The sequence below is a fragment of the Gilliamella sp. W8136 genome (assembly GCF_016101285.1).
Classification (GTDB): Bacteria; Pseudomonadota; Gammaproteobacteria; order Enterobacterales; family Orbaceae; genus Gilliamella; species Gilliamella apicola_N.
This window is the reverse complement of the sequence record NZ_JACFQU010000007.1, coordinates 150,159-170,086: the sequence shown is the minus strand read 5'-3', so window position 1 is coordinate 170,086 and position 19,928 is coordinate 150,159. Positions and strand designations below refer to the sequence as shown.

The window sequence follows — 19,928 nt, the reverse complement described above, 5'->3', positions numbered from 1 at the left end:
GAGTTGAAGTTATTCAAAATAATTTAATTATATTAATAAGTTAAAATTAATTTTGTAAAAAATATTCAGGAGTCTATACCATTTCATTAAATAAAATTCATAAAATTTAATTTATACTCATAAATCATGTTAATAAATAGCTACTGAGTTTAAAAACATTGTGGAAACCAGTCTTTTTTGTTCATTTACGGTTTAACGTTATTATTAGCAAAATTAAGAAAAAAAAGAATTTTTTGAATAGAAATAATTCAATGAAAGATATTTATCATTTGCTAGGAAAAGTAACGGTATAGTGCCATAATAACAATATCACATAATCCATATTAGGCATTTTTCTTAAATTAACTTACTGTTTAACTTGAGTTATTTTGCTATAAATTTAAATTAACGTATCCAATATAGAAAAATGAAAAAAAAGCATATTCAACAAATATTAGCTGTTTTGCCTAACGGTACTACCTTAGTTAGCGAAAAAATAGATTATTTAGATTATCAAACAATAGCCATAGCAAAAAATATTACGGCGCTTGATGCTTATAAGATAATGACATCTTATCAGCCTAAATGGTTAGAGTTTCTATTTAAAATAAGAGATTTTTTAGTTAGATTAGTTGGAATTAAACCTGTTCATGGATTTAATAAGCCTGAGCCACACCATCACAATCTTGAAACTTCAAATACCCTCCATTTTTTTACAGTTATTGAACAGACCCCAGATAAACTCACATTACAGGTAAAAGACTCGCATCTTGATGTTTGCCTATGCTTACGGATTACTAATAATACGGAGAAGACTAATATAATGTATCTTATTGCTTCAGTTAATAATCATAACTTTTGGGGAAAATTATATATGATGCCAGTTTCTATTCTTCATCCATTTATAGTTAGACAATTATTTCGTAATTTTAAATAATAAAATGATGATATTGATGTTTTGTTATTTGGTGTTGCTCTTTTAGTTTTAATTATAAAAAGATAAAAAATTCTGATTACTTTCAGATGGATTTTATTTTTAATTAAGAAGTTAAAACATAAATAAAAACACAAAGAAAACTAAGGAATGGCAATTTTTATTAATATTGAAAACATGATAATAAAAAATAAAACCAATAAAAAAGCCCCATTTAGACGAGCTAAATGAGGCGGTTCGGATCGATTATAAATGCTTATTGCACACCTGGAATGGTATATTCCATGATGAGTAATAATGTTGGTAAAATAAAGATTGATAAAACGGTTGAAGCAAAGAAAATGCTTGATGCATGCTCTTGTTCAACATTCCAGTTATAAGCCAAAATAACCGCTGTTGATGCCGTTGGCATTGCAAGTAAGAAAACTAACTCTTCTGCTTCCATTCCTGTGATACCAAATAGATGTACAGCAATTAACGCAACAACTGGTGTAAAGAAGCTTTTCAAAACTACGTTGATCATAAGTGGTTTTGACATTTTTAATTTAACACCGTAGATACCCACACCTACCGCAATTAACGAGATGAAGTTACAAGCATTAGACATGATATCGAAAGTGTTAAATATAAAGTGTGGCATCCAAGTTGTACCATCAGTCACACTCACCACTAAACCAAGAATAACACCTAAGAACATTGGTTTCATCAGTGAACTTTTTACTGCACTAAAAACCATTGCACCCGTTACTTTACCACCTGATATTTTGGTGTCACATAATTCTAATAGAAAAATAGTCATAGGAATTAATGACAATGCCACAACAAAGTTAGCGACTGCAACAGAAATGGTAGATGAGGCGCCTAACATTAACGTTAAGAACGGAACCCCCATTCCCCCCATATTTGGGAAGCAGCATAACATTGAACTCATGGCTGTTGATTTGAGATCTTTATGTAGAACGTATTTATTCACTAAGAAACAAACGATCCATAAAAATGACATAGTGCAGAAAAAGGCAATCATCCAAATACCATTGAATATTTGCGATGGCTTAGCGTGTGATGTATGCACAAATAGTAATGCTGGGAATACAAAGTTAGATACAAGTCCAGATAATAATTTTTTAGAATCTTTCGTAAATATTCCTTGCTGTACACACAACCAACCAAGAAAAATAAGTAAAAAAACCGGAAGACAAGAACTTACAACTTGTCCAACTGCAGACCAGATTAGATTCATTTTTTAAAAACTCCTAAAATAATATTACTTGAAATACAAATTCGGTAATTGTTCGGTAACTTTTGATTAGATTTTTTTTAGACCGAGCTAAAGCGGATAACAAAGTTGAATGTATTTATTACATGTAAAAGTGCATGTTTGTTTTTTGAAATTCTATATTGCTTAATGTTGTTTTACATGATGTAAGCTTAACTAAATACATTGTTAATATGTCAACCTTTGTTATATCAAATGGAAAATTCTGTAAATTGCGCGGTATTATACTTATTCTTTTTTAACTTGTGTTAAGCAAGGTCTGCAACCTATCTTAAAAAGAATAAAAAATCATTCAATTTTGATTTGACACCACTAAATAGCAAAGTTTTATTTCATAAAAATCAATAAATAAGATCACAGAGAAAACGCGTGTTAAATTATGGTAAAAGTTAATTTGTCCATTAACCCTTTCGTTTTGCTGCTTTTTATAGCACTTTATTAACAATAAAAAGCGACTGATTTTATAGTTAAAAAACTGATTTAATTTGTTTATATAAAAGCATGGCAACAACACATGATTATTTATCTTTATATTATCAAGATAAATAATTAACATAACAGATAGTGAATTATGTTTTTAAACTATCAATGAATAATTAATACAATGTAAGCGATTTATGTGACATGAGAAAATCAATAATGTCATTTGGACTATTTTTAAGTTAAAAATTGCTTATCTTTGCCCTACTATTTTTAATTCCACAAGAATTGGAAAGCCCAAAAATGTTAGCTGTTGCTTAATATCAATTGCGTTTTTTTGCTCAATTTCTATTTTTTTACAGTCAAAAATTTTTGTATCAGCTATTTTATACTGTATATTTATACATATATTCGTTTTTTTAATATGTCTATAACTTTATGTCCATAACACAATGAAGTAGATTTATATGTTAATTTTAAGGAGAACGTACTTGCGTAATAATTGTATTATACTTGGCATGGTTAATACTGCCGATAAAAATTATTTAACTTTAATTGATACGCCAGTAAGAGCTGGATTTCCATCCCCTGCAGATGATTATTTGGAAACGAAACTTAATTTGACTGAACATTTAGTAAAGCATCCTAGCGCAACCTATTATATTAAAGCCGTGGGCGATTCTATGATCGATTATGGTATTTTTAGTGGTGATTTGTTAGTTGTTGATCGTTCTTTGGAGCCTAAAATCGGTGATATTGTAGTTGCCGCTGTTGATGGTGAGTTAACATGCAAATGTCTTGGAATATTCGATAACCAGCATCATTTATTGTCAGGTAATTCTCTTTATCCGCCAATTCCCTTAGTGGGGAAAGATGTTCATATTTGGGGAATTGTCATACATACCATCCATTCATTACGAAAAAGAGCACATGTATGATCGGTCTAATTGATTGCAATAATTTCTATGCTTCGTGTGAACGCGTTTTTAATCCTAAATTAGAAGGAAAACCAATTGGGATCTTGTCCAATAATGATGGCTGCGTTATCGCGCGTTCAAATGAATTAAAACCATTAGTACCTATGGGGATGCCGGCTTATCAGATCCCATCTAAAATTCGTAAACAAATAATTTTGCTAAGTTCAAATTATGAACTTTATGGTGATATGAGTCAGCGGGTCTTTGATACTGTACAAAACCATACCCCGAGTATTGAGCTTTATTCTATTGATGAAGCTTTTATTCAACTAGATGGATTTACAGATATAACAGCACATTGTTTAAAAATAAAAAATGTTGTAAAACGAGATACGGGTATTCCTGTTAGTATCGGTATTGCTCCAACGCGAACATTGGCAAAGTTAGCTAATCATATAGCCAAAAAACAAGCCATTTATCAAAATGTTTATTGTTTACCCACAGATGAAAAATCACTAAAAAATATATTAGAAACTTTTTCAATTAATAATATTTGGGGCGTAGGTCGACATATCGCAAACAAACTAAATAGAATTAATATTCATACTGCATGGGATCTGCGTCAAGCTAATCTAAAATATATTAGAAAGAACTTTTCGGTAACTCTAGAACGAACCGTATTAGAATTACAAGGTATTAACTGTATTGAGTTAGATGACCTATCCACTCCGAAGAAAAATATCATGATATCACGTAGTTTTGGTCGTTTAACGAGTACACTATTTGATTTACAAGAAGCGATTCGTCTGCATGCAAGCCGTGCAACTGAAAAGCTTAGACAACAACAATCTGTCGCTAGCGCTATTCTAGTCTTTTTAAAAACGAATCGCTTTTGTGACAATTCAAATCAATATCACCCATCAATCGTAGTACCACTCTCTTTTCCAACAGATGACTCACGATTAATTATTCACGCAGCACAAAAAGGTTTGCTAGCAATATATAAGCAAGATGTTTTATTTATGAAATCAGGGATAATGTTATTGGACCTAAAAATTAAAAACAGCCATTCACAACCAGACTTTTTCACTACACCTTTAACAAACCCATCGCTGCATAAAAACGACAAACTTATGAAAACAATTGATAGCATTAATCAAAAAATGGGTAAAAATACGATCCAATTAGGAGGAATACAAAAGTCTGCGCCTTGGCAAATAAAACGTCAATTATTAAGCAAACGTTATACAACTCATTGGAATGAATTACCATTAGTGAAATAAATAACTAAAAATAGTAATCATTATTATATATAATAAGCTCAAGGGTAACATTTATTCTAGCGATGGATATTAAATATCCTCAATAATTGACCATAACATAAAAACGGATTGATTAGGATGAAAGATACAGAATTAGAAATAGAAAGACTCAAAACGTTAAGTACTACATTGAATCATAAAAAATGTGTTTCAACTTATAAATCAAAGCAACAACAGGATCTTTCTAATATACCTATATTAAAACCATTGCTTGTTGTTGTATTAAATGGTTGTAAAATCGTTGGTAACGAAACTAAAGTTGCGTGTAACGTAGGTAATTTTGTTTTTTTTACCGATGTACAAACAATGAATATGCGAAATATTCCTGCCAATACCAATTATCTTGCAGTACTCGTTGAGTTTGAATTTTCTGATTTTGATAATAATTTAATAAATAATAATGCTAACAAATCTGAAACATATACATTCGGTAAAGCTAATAGCGCTTTATACAAATGTATATCTCAACTTGTTGAATGTTTAGATTGGGCAACAGAAGATATAATAGAAAACCGAAGAAAAGAGATCATCAATTTATTGGCTAGTTCAGGATATCCGAATTTAGCTTGCCTTCCTAGTCAAAAAGAAACTACCCTAAAAGTTATCGAAATATTTAAAAGAAACGACAATAAAAAAATTACAATAGATGATGTGAGTAAAGAAATTTGCATGAGTAAAGCGACGTTATATCGCAAATTAAAGTTTGAAGGGGAAAATATCCAAAAAATAAAAGAAAAGGTGTTAATGGGACGAGCACTTCACTTATTACAAACATCGAGCTTTTCAACAGAACACATTGCCACAATGGTTGGCTATTCATCTACTGCTCGATTTTCTCAACGATTTAGAGCTTATTTTGGATTATCACCAAAAGAATTAAAAAATACCAAACGAATTTAATCGTTTTTTAATATAAAAAATCCCATTAAATTGGGATTTTTTTTAATATACAATATTTGTTGGATAAAGTTAGTCCAAGTAAACGTTTTTATCATTTTAAAATATCAGTATTTTTTTAAGATAAATTTTTAAATACAAATAGATAACGGCAAATCAGTTATCAACAAATTACCCTATTCATGTAGAATTATAATTATTTATCTTAAAAACAATTAATATCAAAGTTAAATAGTATCAGTGGCGTTCGAATTTGCACAAAAAGAGTTAATAAACGTTAAAAAACTAGATTGGAGTTTGCAATAATGCCTTCCATGGCAAAATTGCAAAGGTTTTTAGTGATACCAATCATCCATGGGTAATAAGCCAAAAATGACCTTTACTTTGATATCAATTAAATCAGATATTTTTCCTTAGAACTATTTCCCTTTAGAACTAACTCCTTTTAGAACTAATTCCTTTTAAACTAAAAGGATTAATACTGATTTTTTTACACTATCAAAATATCCATAAAATGACAGTATTTCTATAAATACCCTATCCCAAACTACAATGTTGGTATGATTTAATACCCAACCTCATTTGCGATATGTGCTAAATTATAACAAGTAATTTTGTAAAAAAAATAACAATTAAATTCATTTTATTAACAAAATCTTTCAATTTGTTTACATAACCTTAAGATTGAGATTTACAAGTCGCATGACATGATGAGATTTGCACGATTTCTTAATGCTTACTAATTGATAATTAATGAGAAAATATACATATCTATCTATTTGAGAGGAGACAAATATTGTACCTTTTTATTTCAAATTTGTACCAATAAGTAACATTTCTATTCAAAATCATGATTCATTGTTTTTTGAAATGGACTCAAATGATCTATTTATATTGAATATTATTGCCTAGTTCTAAAAAATGATATTTAGATTTTTTATTAAAGATATTGTACGTTTTGTTATGTAAACTATTTGAGTGATTTTGAAATAACTGATTAATTTAATATGATTTTTTTCGCATTATGAAATCAATGGCATATCTTATTATGGTTATAAATTAGATGTACTGATTTAATATTACCGAATATCTTATTCTGTGTAGATACCTTTTGTATGCATAAAAAAATGTGTCTATTGCAGTAAGAGTGATGAAAAAGAATAACAAGTCAAAAAGAGACAAAATAAATCATTTTGTCATATTATGAAGATATGGGATCTTATGATCCCATATTGACAATTGAACTACGGAAACGCTTAAGGGCAATGAGAAAGAACACACAACCAATGGCTAACAGCCAAGCATAGGAAGTCCAAACCACACTTAAACCCGCGCCACGATATAAAATGGCTTGTCCTAATTCAACAAAGTGAGTAGTAGGAGCAAATAACATAATATTTTGAACCACTTCAGGCATACTTTCTCGTGGTGTACTCCCCCCAGAAAGCATCTGTAACGGCAAAAGAATTAAAATGAATAACATTGCAAACTGTGCTGTTGATTTAGCAACGGTAGCCATAAAGATACCAAGTGACGTTGTCACGAATAAGTGCAGAGCAGCACCAATCAAAAATAGAGTAATCGACCCCTCAATCGGTACATTAAGCCAACCTTGAACAACCAGTAAAAGTGCTCCCCATGTTGAAACCAGAACGACAAGCCCCATAGACCAAACTTTTGAGATCATAATTTGAAATGGTGTAACTGGCATTGAAAGCAAGTGATCGATCGTGCCATGTTCACGTTCTTTCATTAAAGCAGCACCAGTCAAAATAATCGACAAAGTAGTAACAATATTAATAATTTCAACAACCGAACCAAACCAAGACCGAGTTAAATTTGGATTAAATGCAGCATGAACTTCAATGTTAACTGGCAAACTGGTTGGTTTATCAATTTGATTAAAATATTTTGTTATTTCGTTATTCACAATTTGAGTAATATAGCCATTTCCAACAAACGCCTGCCCCATTCGCGTTGCATCAACATTAAGTTGAATTTCAGGACTTTGATTATTTAAGACATCGCGTTGAAAATTAGGCGGTATATTTAATGCAAAGGTATAAGTGTCTGTATCCATTCCACGATCGACAACATCCATTGAATGTAATTTAACGGGTTTATTAAACATTGGTGGATAAAATGCCGCAATAATTTGCCTTGATAAAGGTGAATCATCTTCATCAACCACGGCAATCGAAGCGTGATGAAGCGAATCAGAAGTTGCTGTTGCAGCAGAATAAATATCAATTGTAAAACAGTAGGCGATTAAAATTAACATGATTGGATCACGAATTAATCCCCATAATTCTTTAACACCTAAGCGATAAATATTAATAAAACCTTGCATAATATCTATCCTTCTTGTTTCTTGAGAAGAAATATACTTGCACCAAGTATAATCGGAATGGTAATGAGTAATATAAATATCGAATTATGTAAATCAACAAGTCCTAATGCTTTATTAAAAACGCCTCGCGCAATAACAAGCATATGACTTGTTGGATAAACTTCACCAATATATCGCCCAATACCCTCTAAAGATGCGACTGGATTAAGTAATCCTGAGAATTGTATTGCAGGTAACATCGTACCAACCGTAGTTAAAAATATAACCGCGACTTGACTGCGTGTTACTGTCGAGGCAAGCAATCCAAATCCTGTTGCAATAATACAATAAGCTAATCCTGCTAAACATAAAGTCAGGAAGCTTCCTTTTATCGGCACATCAAATATGGTGATGGCCATAATCAGGAGTAATAAGAAGCTCAGCATCGAAATCACAATATAAGGAACTTGCTTACCTAATAAAAACTCAGTTCTTGTAACAGGAGTAACATATAAATTGATGATTGAGCCCATCTCTTTTTCACGAACAACGGATAAGGCTGCTAACATAGATGGAATCATTAATAATAGAATTGGAATTACAGCCGGAACCATTGCTTGTAAACTTTTAACATCAGGATTATAACGATATCGAGTCTCAATGTTCGCCAATGAGCTAGATTCTGTTCCAGTTGTTGTTTTTATCTTTTCACTTAACCAAGCAAGATGCATACCTTGCACATAGCCTTTAACCGTATCTGCTCTAGATGGCATAGCACCATCAATCCAAATACCAATATTAACGGGATCTCCGCGTTGTATATCTCGTCCAAAATTAGGCGGTATCTCGATAGCTAAAGAGATCTCATTACTTCTCATTCTTTGATCCATATCATCATAATCAAGGATGGGAGGTTTTTCGATAAAATAGCGCTTAGACCCTGAAAGGTTTAGAGTGTAATTTTGGCTGATAATACTTTGGTCACGATCTAACACTGCAAATCTTAAATCCTGTACATCCATGGTGATACCATAACCCATAACCAGCATTAAGATTGCCGAACCTAAAAAGGCTAATAAAGCACGCAAAGGATCACGTGATAACTCTAATGTTTCACGCCACAAACAACCAATCATACGAGTCAAGCTAAATACTTGTAGATGATGGGTTCCTTGAGTTACCTTAACAGGTTCATTCGTTACGGTTTTGGGTGTTTCACTCTCCTTTTCATCCATATCTGTATCATCGGCTCCTGCATCAACTAAATAACGGATAAACGCTTCTTCCAGAGTGTTCGCATTTTTAGAATGAATAATATTATCTGGTGTATCACTGGCTAATACTTTACCTGCATGCATTAATGAAATTCTATCGCATCGAGCAGCTTCATTCATAAAATGGGTGGTAATAAATACGGTTACTTTATCCTTTCGAGAAAGCTCAATAATCAAACGCCAAAAGTCATCACGAGCAATGGGGTCGACCCCAGAGGTAGGTTCATCCAAGATAAGAATTTCAGGATTATGAACCACCGCAACCGATAAAGAAAGCCTTTGCTTAACACCTAAAGGTAGACTTTCAGGCAAACTTTTTACGTCATTTTCTAAACCAAAACGTTTAAGTAATTCATTCACTCTTGCTGGTATTTTGCTTTCTTCAATACCAAATAGGCGTGCATGTAAAATGAGATTTTGTTCAACAGTTAATTCACTATAAAGCGAAAATGCCTGAGACATATAACCTAAATGACGTCGAACATTGATATCACTGGCATCGACCGGTTTACCAAATAACCACGCTTCGCCTGATGATATCGGTAATAATCCAGTTAACATCTTCATGGTTGTTGATTTACCACAACCATTTGATCCTAAAAAGCCAAATATCTCACCTTGTTTTATTGAAAAATTAACATGATCAACTGCAATAAAATCGCCAAATTGTTTGGTTAAGTCTTTAGCTTCAATTGCAACTTGTAAATCTTGATTTATGGCTAATGGGGGGATTTCAACGGCTTCATAACCTTCCCTAGCATCTTCTGGCATTAACTGAATAAAAGCATCATCTAAATTATCTTTACCCGTTTTGGCTAATAATGCTTGTGGCGTGCCTGTTTCAAGAATTTTACCGCCATACATTGCAACCAACCAATCAAAGTTTTGCGCTTCATCCATATAAGCCGTTGCGACAATCACGCTCATTTGCGGTCGTTGTTCACGAATTTTATTGATTAATTGCCAAAATTGGGCACGAGAAAGAGGATCAACACCCGTAGTCGGTTCATCAAGAATCAGTAAATCAGGGTCATGAATCAGGGCAGAACATAAGCTGACCTTTTGTTTCATACCACCTGAAAGGCGACCCGCTGGTCGGGATAAAAAGGGATATAAGCCCGTACTTTTAGTTAATTCGTCAATACGACGCCGTCTTTCCGCTGCGTCATTACCAAATAGACGAGCAAAAAATTGTAAATTTTCTTCAACTGAAAGTGTAGGATAGAGATTTTTACCTAATCCTTGTGGCATATAAGCAATGCGTGTACAAACGTTTTTTCGATGTGATTTATCTTTCATATCACCATCAAGAACGTACACTAATCCTTCTTGGATAACATGTGCCCCTGAAATCAATGATAATAGACTGGATTTACCTACCCCATCAGGTCCAATCAATCCCACCATACATCTTGGTGGGATTGCAATACTGATATCATTGAGTGCACAGGTCTTTTTATATTTTAAGGTTACATTACTAACATTTACTACAGCATCATCAAGGGTTTTACCTTCAGCAAGTAAAGCTAAATCCTTTTTATCCGATTCTGACATTTGCTATCTCCAATTATTTTGTTTGGCATTTTGCAACATCAGATAACTCTGAAGGCCACTCCGTATTAGGATCAAGTCTTACCCAAGCAACACCAGGAAGACCTGTTTTAACGTAGGTAATATAACATCTTAAAAGTTCTGGGCTTAATTGTGCTTTTACTCTAAACATCAACTTTTGACGCTCATCTTTTGTTTCTACCGTTTTAGGCGTAAACTGCGCAACACTTGATACAAATGAAATTTTGGCAGAAATAGCTTTTTCTGGTAAAGCATCAAGAACTAATCGAACTTCATCACCAATAGCCACTTTACCTACAATGGTTTCAGGTAAAAAGAATGTTAAATAAACATCTGATAAATTGACCAAATTCAAAACTTTACCACCAGAAGGTAAGACTTCACCAAGTTGAGCGATACGATATTGAATACGTCCATCGACAGGTGCAGTTAAAGTACTGTCATCGATATCAGCTTGAATTTGTCTAATATTTGCTAGAGCTACGTTTATCTCTGATTGAGCACTTTCCACACCTGCTTGCGCAGCTTCAATTGCAGCATCGGCAGCCGCTACTTGGGATTTAGCGGAATCTAAAGCGGCTTTCGCGCTATTAACTTTAGCGGTATCATCATCAAATTGTTGAACTGAAATGGCACCTTTTTGATAAAGTGTAGCCGTTCTTTGTAAATGTTTATTCGCAATATCTAAATCACTTTCTTTTTGAGTAACGCCTGCTAACGCAGCTACTTTATCACTCATTTTTAAGGCAACTTGAGCTTTAGATGTAGCTTCATTACTCATTGCTTGTCGATGTTGTGCTTGGGCTTCATTTAATTTAGCTTGCAAAGTATCAGTTTGCATGATAACCAGAGGCTGACCTGCTGTGACAAATTCACCTTCATCAACATTAATTTTTTCAATTCTACCTGCTAGTTTTGTAGATATGTTGATTTCGGTTGCTTCTATACGCCCATTACCACTGATGAAATCGGCTCCATAGCCATCGGTTTTGAATTGTTGCCACAAAACAAAACCAAGCACAACAACGATAAACGCGATAATGATCCATTTCTTGCTAATATTTTTCATGAATAATGCCTTGTTTGAGTATAATTAATTTTTATAAAGACTAAATGAATAATAAATTTTTGTAAACTTTATCCATATGGTTTAAATAATAACAAAAGTTCTTTATAAATAAAATAAACACAATAGTTAACAGCAAGAAATGTTAAAAATATGAATTTAAATTATTATTTTAAATACCTCGATATGCAAATAATCATCTAAGTGCTATTCTTATCACCTTGTAAAAGGACATATTGACTATTTTTTTAAGGTGATTTCTATGGCTCTTCCATCTTTTTTAACACTATATAATGAACTTATCTCAACCCCAACAATTAGCAATGTTACTAATGAAAAATTAGATTACTCCAATAAAATTCTCATCGAAAAATTAGCATCGTGGTTTTCGGATCTAGGCTTTACTATCGATATACAATCCGTTCCAAATACTCGCGATAAATATAATATGCTGGCAACATATACCAATGATGAAAATAGCACACAAGGTGGATTATTACTTAGTGGCCATAGTGACACTGTCCCTTTTGACGAAGGACAATGGACAAAAGATCCTTTCAAATTAACCGAAGAAAATAACAATTTATATGGACTTGGTACTGCTGATATGAAAGGATTTTTTGCTTTTATTTTAGATGCATTACGAGATATAGACCTAAAAAAACTAACTAAACCAATCTATGTACTTGCCACTGCCGATGAAGAAACTTCAATGGCGGGCGCATCGTTTTTTGCCCGACAAACACAATTACAACCCGATTGTACCATCATTGGAGAACCCACCTCATTAATCCCCATCCGTGCTCACAAAGGATTTTTATCTAATTCAATTAAAGTTATCGGTAAATCTGGTCACTCAAGCGATCCAGACAAAGGTATTAACGCTATCGAAATTATGCATTTAGTCATTGAACGTTTATTGCTCCTTAAACAAAAATTTAAAGAACAATATCATAATGAAGGCTTTAGCGTGCCCTATCCAACGCTAAATTTAGGTGTAATTCATGGAGGCGATGCAGCAAACCGTATATGCGGCTGTTGTGAATTAATTATTGATATACGGGTATTACCAGATAATGATGTTGATTCGCTCTATAATGCATTATGTGAAGCATTGCAACCTGTGATGGATAAGTACCCTAATCGTATAGCAGTAGAATATGAAGTCTCACCAATTCCAGGCTATGAGTGTAAAAAAGATCATCCAGCATTACAACATATTGAAAAATTAGTCGGTCATCAAGCACAAACCGTTAATTACAGTACTGAAGCCCCCTATTTAAATCAAATTGCTCCAACCATTGTTTTAGGACCAGGATCGATTGAACAAGCTCATCAACCTGACGAATTTATTTCGATGGATTTTATAAAACCGACAAAATTAACTATTGAAAATTTAATTAAAGATTTCTGCCTTTAGTCATATAAATACGCCGACCATGTCGGCGGATAAAGTTTTTTCAGATTATGATAATGGGTCATCTTTATGATTATTTCCCCATTGGCAAAGCATATCTAAAATAGGAGCTAAAGATTTACCTCGTTCTAATAACCCATATTCCACTTTAGGTGGAATTTGCGGATATTCTTTTCTAAAAATTAATTTATCTTTTTCCATCTCTTTTAGGGTATTACTCAGTGTTTTAAAAGAAATATTATTAATGCTTCGTTTAAGTTGATTAAATCGCATTGTTGGCTGATTCTCGTTTAACCAATAAAGAATCACAATTTTATACTTACCTCGAATCATTGAGAGTGTGTAATTAAATCCACTATTCTCAAAATGCTCTTCGGCACAATGATGATTTTCCATGTTGACACTTTCCATAAAGATAGTACATAACGGTAATTACCGTACTTCAAAATTAATCGTATTAATATTAGTATGACTTAATTATTGATAATAATATAGAAGGAATATTTAACAATGAAACGCACTTTAGTGATTGTTGCTCATCCTCACTTAGCCTCTTCAAGTGTTAACCGATGTTGGATTAATAGATTAAATCAGTATCATGAACAAGTAACCATACATGATTTATATTCTTATTATCCCTCTTATAAAATAGATTCTAGTTTCGAACAAAACTTAATTGAAAATCATCAAAATTTGGTAATTCAATTTCCGATATATTGGTTTAATTGTCCACCATTATTAAAACAATGGTTGGATGAAGTTTTCACCTATGGATGGGCATTTGGTGCCATGGGCGATAAATTAAGAAGTAAAAAAGTAGGTTTAGCAGTTTCGGCAGGTATAAAGAAAGCAGACTATTCGCAAACAGGACATTATAAATATACACTTGAGCAACTTCTCAGCCCTTTTGAATTAACAATAAATTACGTTCAGGCTGATTATCAGCCCATTTTTGCAATTTATGGCGCAAATAATGAGCCAGACTATCCAGATAAAATTACACAAAAAGATATCGATAAAAGTGCAGATGATTATGTGAATTGGATGAAAAAATTAGGAATACTAATTTAAAATAGGTCATTAAAATTCATCCATGCTTATTACTAAATAAATCTACTGTGAACTAAAAAATTAATAAATATACGGCATATTTATTAATTTTTTCTAATGTAATTGGTATTTAATGATTTTATTCTGAATAAAGGATGAAACGATATAGACTCCTGAATATTTTTCACAAATATCGATAATTTTTAGGCTCAATTAGCTTTTCTTGCAAAATTTTATTACTGACTGAAATATCAGCAAACTAGTCGATAATGTCGGCATATTTTTCTATATTTGGAACGTGGCAAAATCAGTTGCGATTTCAGTATGGTTAAAAATGCTCTTAGCTTCATTAACTAATTTGGCATTGTCATTAAGGGAATATCGAGGGCTTATATGCGTCATAATTAATCTTTTAACATTGGCTTGTTTAGCAATCATCGCCGCATGAACAGTGGTAGAATGACCACGCTCAATTGCTTTTTGTTCTAATGCATCTTCTTGCGTTGCTTCATGGACAAGTACATCAACATCTTTAGCTAATTCAATTGAAGCATCACAAGGTATTGTATCACCTAAAATAGCCAATTTTTTCCCTTGCTTAAAATCACCAAGATAATTACGACCATCAATGATACGACCATCGGCTAGTGTTACTGTTTTGCCTTCTTTTAAATAGGCATAATGTGAACCCGCATTAATATTATCTTGCTGTAATTTGTCGATATCTAAGACAGGTGGCAAATCCTTTTCCATAACACGATAACCAAAACAAGGTACTCGATGCGCTAATAATTTGGCTTCAACCCGAAATTTAGTATCTTCAAATACTAAACCATCTTGCTCAAGTTCAATAATGTTTAAAGGATAAGTTAGCCAAGAATAGCTAATATCAATCATAGTTTGAATAAATTGTTTGATGCCTTTGGGGCCAACCAAAGTTAGTTCCGATTGATTTTGGATTAATGAACGTGTAGTTAAAACACCCGGTAAACCAAACAGATGATCACCATGCAAATGTGTTATAAAAATTATCTCTAATTTGGCTAAGCTAAATTTTGCTTTATGCATTTGCATTTGAGTTGCCTCACCACAATCAAAAAGCCATAATCGTCCTCTCTCTTGTCGGAGATCGAGCATAATACTACTTACATTGCGCTCAGCGGTTGGTAAACCTGCGCTTGTTCCTAAAAAAGTTAATTTCATAATTATATTAATCTTTTGTTACATGCTTCACTATAGCGAGAATAAGCTACCTAAGCTTAGGTCATTGAGTTTTAATAATGATTGACTCAGACCGATATAGATCAAGTTGTTTTGCTCGTTGAAAATTTAGTTCAGCTAGACAAGAATATGTAATTTTATTTAAACCAATTGCTCCTCCCCCTAACGAATGAGCAAAATCACACTCTCTATCACGATATTTAATAAATTCTTTGTGAGATTTTTTAAGTTTATTTTTAGCACGTACAATGTAATTTTGGCTTTCATCCCATTTTGAAAGTACATTAAAAAGTTTCCATTGCGATTTATCTAACTCAGCTTCACTGATATAAAAAATTTTTTCTAAACAATAAGCTAAGTCTACTTGTGAAAAAACTTTTTCACCACAGTATCTACGTAATTCAGATTGATTTAAATTAGCATATTTTAAATTAGCAAAAACAGATAATGGTGTAATAATAATAAATATAATCATTAATTTTATTATTTTCATAAAACCTTAATATCCTATAGGTAACAAAAAATTTATTTAATCCTTAAAAAATTAATTTTATAACTAAATCAATCTTTCGTTACATGTCTCAGTAAATAGCGAGAATAAAAATACATAATTTTTAATCATTCAGTTATAACAATGCTTAATGTTGAACGATAAAGATCAAGTAGTTTTACTCGTTGAAAATTTAGTTCGGCTAGACAAGAGAATTTATACATATTTAGAGCATTATCAATTGCTCCGCCCCCTAACGAATAAGCAAAGTTGCATTGTAAATCACGATATTTAATAAATTCTTTATTAGCTTTTTTAAGTTTATTTTTTGCAATTACGATGTACTCTTTGTATTCATCCCAATTTGAAAGAGCATTAAAAAAATTCTGCTGCGATTTATCTAACTCAGCTTGACTGGTATGAAAAATTTTTTCTAAACATTCAGTCAGTTCTGCTTCTGAAAGAGTATTATTACTACAATAATTGCGTAATTGTCTTTGGTTTAAATCAGCGTATTTCGAATTAGCATAAACGAATAGTGGCATAGAAATAATAAATATAGTCATTAATTTTATTATTTTCATAAAACTTAAACATCCTGTAGATCACAAAAAATTTATTTAAAATCGTGATTTATGTCATAAGTCAAACGTTTTTACGTTCGATAGTTTGCTCACCCCAAAAGAGCTTATCGGCTTTGGTTTTAGCAAAAGCGAGTTTTAATACTTCATCGCTTCCTTCTTCCCAAATCTGTTCTGCTAGTTTTTCATCATCATTAGCTAATTCAAAAATAGCTTCGGCAATCTCAATAGAAGTTTCACGAACACTAGCCCAAGAACGAATATCATGTATATCTTTTTTGGTTGGATTCATTTTATCACTCCTCTTTTGGTTGATTAGGTGTAAAATAACCCCAAACTATGCAAATTACAATAGGCAATCGCTTATGCTAACGATTATTTCTCCTTCTAAAACGCTTGATTATCAAAGCCCATTAATAACTAAAAAACATACTTTGCCACAATTTATTTCGTATTCAGAAAAACTCATCACAGATTGTAAAAAATTAACGGTTGATGATTTGGCTAAACTGATGTCCATCAGTCCTAAATTAGCTGAGATAAATCATGAACGTTTCCAAAATTGGCATTCTGATTTTAATTTAAATAATGCAAGACAAGCGATATTAGCTTTTAAAGGGGATGTTTATGAGGGGCTTAATGTAGAAGATTTTAATGATAATGATCTTCAATTTGCTCAATCACATTTACGAATCCTGTCTGGACTGTATGGTGTATTAAGACCGCTTGACCTAATACAACCTTACCGTTTAGAAATGGGCATACGTTTAAAAAATGGCAATAACAGTAATCTTTATCAATTTTGGAGCGATCATCTAACCGATCATCTCAATAAAGAACTCAGCAAATCCACTCATCCGACTTTGATCAATTTAGCGTCAAATGAATATTTTAAAGTCATTAAAGCTAAACAGTTGAAAGCGACAATTATTCAGCCCATTTTTTTAGATCAAAGCAAAGGCGAATATAAAGTTATTAGCTTTTACGCCAAAAAAGCACGTGGACTTATGAGTCGCTATATTATAAAAAATGGCATTGATAAGAGTAATGATATTAAAGATTTTAATCTCTCTGGTTATCAATTTGACTCGAAACGGTCAACTGAATTAGATTGGTACTTTATTCGTAATCACCAATAACATAATCTTTATGAATTTTTTGATAACATTATGGGCACAGTTTTTATCTACTCTGCCTTTATTTATTTTAATATTGCTTGGATTTTTAGCTGTAAAGTTAGGTCGATGGCAAAAAACGGTCACGGATAGTTTAACTAAATTTACCTTTTATATTGCATTTCCAATAATGCTATTTCAGATAATGAGTCACTTTTCTGAGCAGTCAGAAATTGATATCAAACTGTTATTGGTATTTTTTGGTGGTTCGTTTATCGTATTTGCTTTTGGTTGCTTAATTGCATCGAAAATATTCAAATTAAATGGTTCTCAAAGCACTTTATTTGCAATGGGAGGCATCTACACCAATACTGTCTTTGTTGGTATCCCAATTATAAAAATGTTACTCGGCGATCAAGCTATTCCCATTGTCGCCATCATTGTTATATTTAATGCATTAATATTGTGGACGTTAGCAACCGTATCAATTGAGTTTGTACAAATGGGTAAACTCTCGGGGCGTAGCTTTATAAAGGCACTAAAAAATGTATCAAAAAACCCGATTATTATTGGTATTTTCACAGGAATTGCCGTCAATTATATCGGTTTACCAATACCCAATTTTATTAATCAGTCAACGAAAATGGTCAGTGATATGACCGCACCTTTATCACTTATTGTATTAGGTATGGGACTTGCGGAGTATAAAATCCGCGACCAGTTTCTAATTACGGGTTCGATCTGTATTTTAAAATTAGCGATTTTACCGATTGTAACCTATATAGTTGGCAAACTTTTAGGATTACCGACTTTAGAGTTACAAGTTGTCGTATTATTAAGTTCGGTATCTATTGCCATCAATTGTTATATGATGGCAAGACAATTTGAGGTATTGCAAGGTCCTATTGCATCAAGTTTACTAATATCAACGGCATTATCATCTGTGACAACACCATTGATATTATCCATCATGACCCATTTACCTTAGTTAGAAGAACGATTTTTAATTTTGTAGTGTAGGATTAATGCTAAAATAATGACTACACTACCTAATATAAAACGCCCCCAATCAAGTGACTGATGCCAAATCACCACATTAACAATAATGCCAGTCGGAATGACGACATTATTCATAATTGCTAATGTTCCAGAATCGACTTTAGTCGCACCATAGTTCCATAAAAAATAACATAATCCCGAAGCAATTACGCCAAGCCAAATAATAATGCCCCATTGTACATTAGTAGTTGGCAATTTGGATGCATCACCAAATAATAGCCAACCAATTGTTGCGACAATGACTGCACCTAAATAGACCCATGCAAAAGCTTGATGTTGTGGTAATGGGGAAACTTCCATAATTCTTTTATAACCAACCTGCCCTAAAGCAAAAACAATATTGGCTCCCTGAATTAATAAAAATCCAATGATAAAATTTGTACTAATATGGTCATAACGAATAATAGCCGCTCCGATTACGGCTATAATGGCGGTAAAAAGATAACTCAAACGTAACGGATGATGTTGCAATAAATCATAAATAACCGTGACGTAAATCGGTGTAAAAATAGTAAACAGCAACACTTCAGGCACTGAAATATATTGGAATGAGTTATAATAAAAAAAGTACATGATACCTAATTGACAAGCCCCAACGCCCATTAAAAGTAACATCGTGTTTAGTTGAATGTTTCTAAAGCGTAAAAAAGGTAGAAAAGTAATAAACGCCAGTAAAACACGCATTACAACCGCAAACCAAGTATCAACCTGTCCACTTAAATAGACCGCGATAAAACTAAACGAGAATGACCAAACCAAAGTCACAAAGATAAGATAAAACATAATAAAATGAGTTAAATAGTAATAAATAGGCACGCATCGTAACAATTCATCTATCAGTTGTAAACCTTTTGAATTATAAATTGATTACAATGGTTAAAAGGTTTAATCACTCTATCCATCTATTTATTCATTATTTTTTTAAATATAGATATTAATAATTTGTAATATCAATAAATCCTATCTTAAGACATAATCGCCTAACGGATAACTGATACAGTTAAAAAAA

Annotated in this window: 18 protein-coding genes; 8 read left to right on the top strand and 10 right to left on the bottom strand. The window is 32.4% G+C overall.

Features of this window, described 5'->3' with window-relative positions; translation table 11 throughout:
- The first annotated feature begins 406 nt into the window (after positions 1 to 406).
- Positions 407 to 916 (top strand): DUF2867 domain-containing protein, encoded by a 510-nt coding sequence (locus H3T96_RS06265; protein WP_144091478.1) that lies wholly within the window; start codon positions 407 to 409, stop codon positions 914 to 916.
- Between the two features lie 253 nt (positions 917 to 1,169).
- Here H3T96_RS06265 and H3T96_RS06260 read toward each other — a convergent pair whose 3' ends face one another.
- A complete protein-coding gene (locus H3T96_RS06260) occupies positions 1,170 to 2,153 on the bottom strand; it encodes an AEC family transporter (protein WP_025315506.1) in 984 nt (327 codons plus the stop codon).
- Between the two features lie 947 nt (positions 2,154 to 3,100).
- Here H3T96_RS06260 and H3T96_RS06255 point away from each other — a divergent pair.
- The 3 genes from H3T96_RS06255 (at position 3,101) to H3T96_RS06245 (ending at position 5,748) form a co-directional block, all read left to right on the top strand.
- The gene (locus H3T96_RS06255) at positions 3,101 to 3,547 is read left to right on the top strand and encodes a LexA family transcriptional regulator (protein ID WP_198235953.1); all 447 of its coding nucleotides are present in this window, start codon (positions 3,101 to 3,103) and stop codon (positions 3,545 to 3,547) included.
- Positions 3,544 to 4,809, top strand: a complete 1,266-nt coding sequence (locus H3T96_RS06250) for a Y-family DNA polymerase (RefSeq protein WP_144091477.1) — start codon at positions 3,544 to 3,546, stop codon at positions 4,807 to 4,809. The genes H3T96_RS06255 and H3T96_RS06250 overlap by 4 nt, the downstream gene beginning before the upstream one ends.
- A 117-nt stretch (positions 4,810 to 4,926) precedes the next feature.
- Positions 4,927 to 5,748: a helix-turn-helix transcriptional regulator gene (locus H3T96_RS06245; protein ID WP_086351362.1), complete on the top strand. Its 822-nt coding sequence runs from the start codon at positions 4,927 to 4,929 to the stop codon at positions 5,746 to 5,748.
- Between the two features lie 1,216 nt (positions 5,749 to 6,964).
- Here H3T96_RS06245 and H3T96_RS06240 read toward each other — a convergent pair.
- From H3T96_RS06240 to H3T96_RS06230, 3 genes are read right to left on the bottom strand one after another with little or no spacing between them, the layout of a single operon-like run.
- On the bottom strand, positions 6,965 to 8,095 hold the full coding sequence (locus H3T96_RS06240) for an ABC transporter permease (protein WP_086327030.1): 1,131 nt from the start codon (positions 8,093 to 8,095) through the stop codon (positions 6,965 to 6,967).
- A 5-nt stretch (positions 8,096 to 8,100) separates the two neighbouring features.
- The gene (gene rbbA / locus H3T96_RS06235; RefSeq protein ID WP_144091476.1) at positions 8,101 to 10,902 is read right to left on the bottom strand and encodes a ribosome-associated ATPase/putative transporter RbbA; all 2,802 of its coding nucleotides are present in this window, start codon (positions 10,900 to 10,902) and stop codon (positions 8,101 to 8,103) included.
- A gap of 13 nt (positions 10,903 to 10,915) precedes the next feature.
- Positions 10,916 to 11,989 carry an HlyD family secretion protein gene (locus H3T96_RS06230; protein ID WP_086327028.1) on the bottom strand — a complete coding sequence of 358 codons (1,074 nt, stop codon included), beginning with the start codon at positions 11,987 to 11,989 and terminating at the stop codon, positions 10,916 to 10,918.
- 253 nt (positions 11,990 to 12,242) lie between these two features.
- On the opposite strand from H3T96_RS06230, the gene argE reads away from it, so the two are divergent.
- Complete coding sequence (gene argE, locus H3T96_RS06225; RefSeq protein ID WP_144091502.1) at positions 12,243 to 13,406, top strand: acetylornithine deacetylase; 1,164 nt, start codon at positions 12,243 to 12,245, stop codon at positions 13,404 to 13,406.
- Between the two features lie 45 nt (positions 13,407 to 13,451).
- Here argE and H3T96_RS06220 read toward each other — a convergent pair whose 3' ends face one another.
- Complete coding sequence (locus tag H3T96_RS06220; RefSeq protein ID WP_144091475.1) at positions 13,452 to 13,799, bottom strand: helix-turn-helix domain-containing protein; 348 nt, start codon at positions 13,797 to 13,799, stop codon at positions 13,452 to 13,454.
- A gap of 114 nt (positions 13,800 to 13,913) precedes the next feature.
- Here H3T96_RS06220 and H3T96_RS06215 point away from each other — a divergent pair, with 114 nt between their 5' ends.
- Entirely contained in the window at positions 13,914 to 14,474 is a 561-nt protein-coding gene (locus tag H3T96_RS06215) for an NAD(P)H-dependent oxidoreductase (RefSeq protein ID WP_144091474.1), read from the top strand.
- A gap of 264 nt (positions 14,475 to 14,738) precedes the next feature.
- On the opposite strand, the gene rnz is transcribed toward H3T96_RS06215, so the two are convergent.
- The 4 genes from rnz to H3T96_RS06195 all read right to left on the bottom strand — a co-directional run bounded on the left by rnz (position 14,739) and on the right by H3T96_RS06195 (position 17,037).
- Positions 14,739 to 15,656, bottom strand: coding sequence for a ribonuclease Z (gene rnz / locus H3T96_RS06210; protein WP_144091473.1), 918 nt, complete (start codon positions 15,654 to 15,656; stop codon positions 14,739 to 14,741).
- 61 nt (positions 15,657 to 15,717) lie between these two features.
- Positions 15,718 to 16,167, bottom strand: coding sequence for a lysozyme inhibitor LprI family protein (locus tag H3T96_RS06205; protein ID WP_144091472.1), 450 nt, complete (start codon positions 16,165 to 16,167; stop codon positions 15,718 to 15,720).
- 125 nt (positions 16,168 to 16,292) lie between these two features.
- Positions 16,293 to 16,748: a lysozyme inhibitor LprI family protein gene (locus tag H3T96_RS06200; RefSeq protein ID WP_144091471.1), complete on the bottom strand. Its 456-nt coding sequence runs from the start codon at positions 16,746 to 16,748 to the stop codon at positions 16,293 to 16,295.
- 61 nt (positions 16,749 to 16,809) lie between these two features.
- Positions 16,810 to 17,037 carry a YccJ family protein gene (locus H3T96_RS06195; RefSeq protein WP_025315495.1) on the bottom strand — a complete coding sequence of 76 codons (228 nt, stop codon included), beginning with the start codon at positions 17,035 to 17,037 and terminating at the stop codon, positions 16,810 to 16,812.
- A gap of 73 nt (positions 17,038 to 17,110) precedes the next feature.
- On the opposite strand from H3T96_RS06195, the gene yaaA reads away from it, so the two are divergent.
- Together yaaA and H3T96_RS06185 are read left to right on the top strand one after the other, a co-directional pair.
- Positions 17,111 to 17,884 (top strand): peroxide stress protein YaaA, encoded by a 774-nt coding sequence (gene yaaA / locus H3T96_RS06190; RefSeq protein ID WP_144091470.1) that lies wholly within the window; start codon positions 17,111 to 17,113, stop codon positions 17,882 to 17,884.
- A gap of 10 nt (positions 17,885 to 17,894) precedes the next feature.
- The gene (locus tag H3T96_RS06185; RefSeq protein ID WP_144091469.1) at positions 17,895 to 18,848 is read left to right on the top strand and encodes an AEC family transporter; all 954 of its coding nucleotides are present in this window, start codon (positions 17,895 to 17,897) and stop codon (positions 18,846 to 18,848) included.
- Here H3T96_RS06185 and H3T96_RS06180 read toward each other — a convergent pair.
- The gene (locus H3T96_RS06180) at positions 18,845 to 19,702 is read right to left on the bottom strand and encodes a carboxylate/amino acid/amine transporter (protein WP_144091501.1); all 858 of its coding nucleotides are present in this window, start codon (positions 19,700 to 19,702) and stop codon (positions 18,845 to 18,847) included. The genes H3T96_RS06185 and H3T96_RS06180 overlap by 4 nt on opposite strands.
- Positions 19,703 to 19,928: the final 226 nt, after the last annotated feature.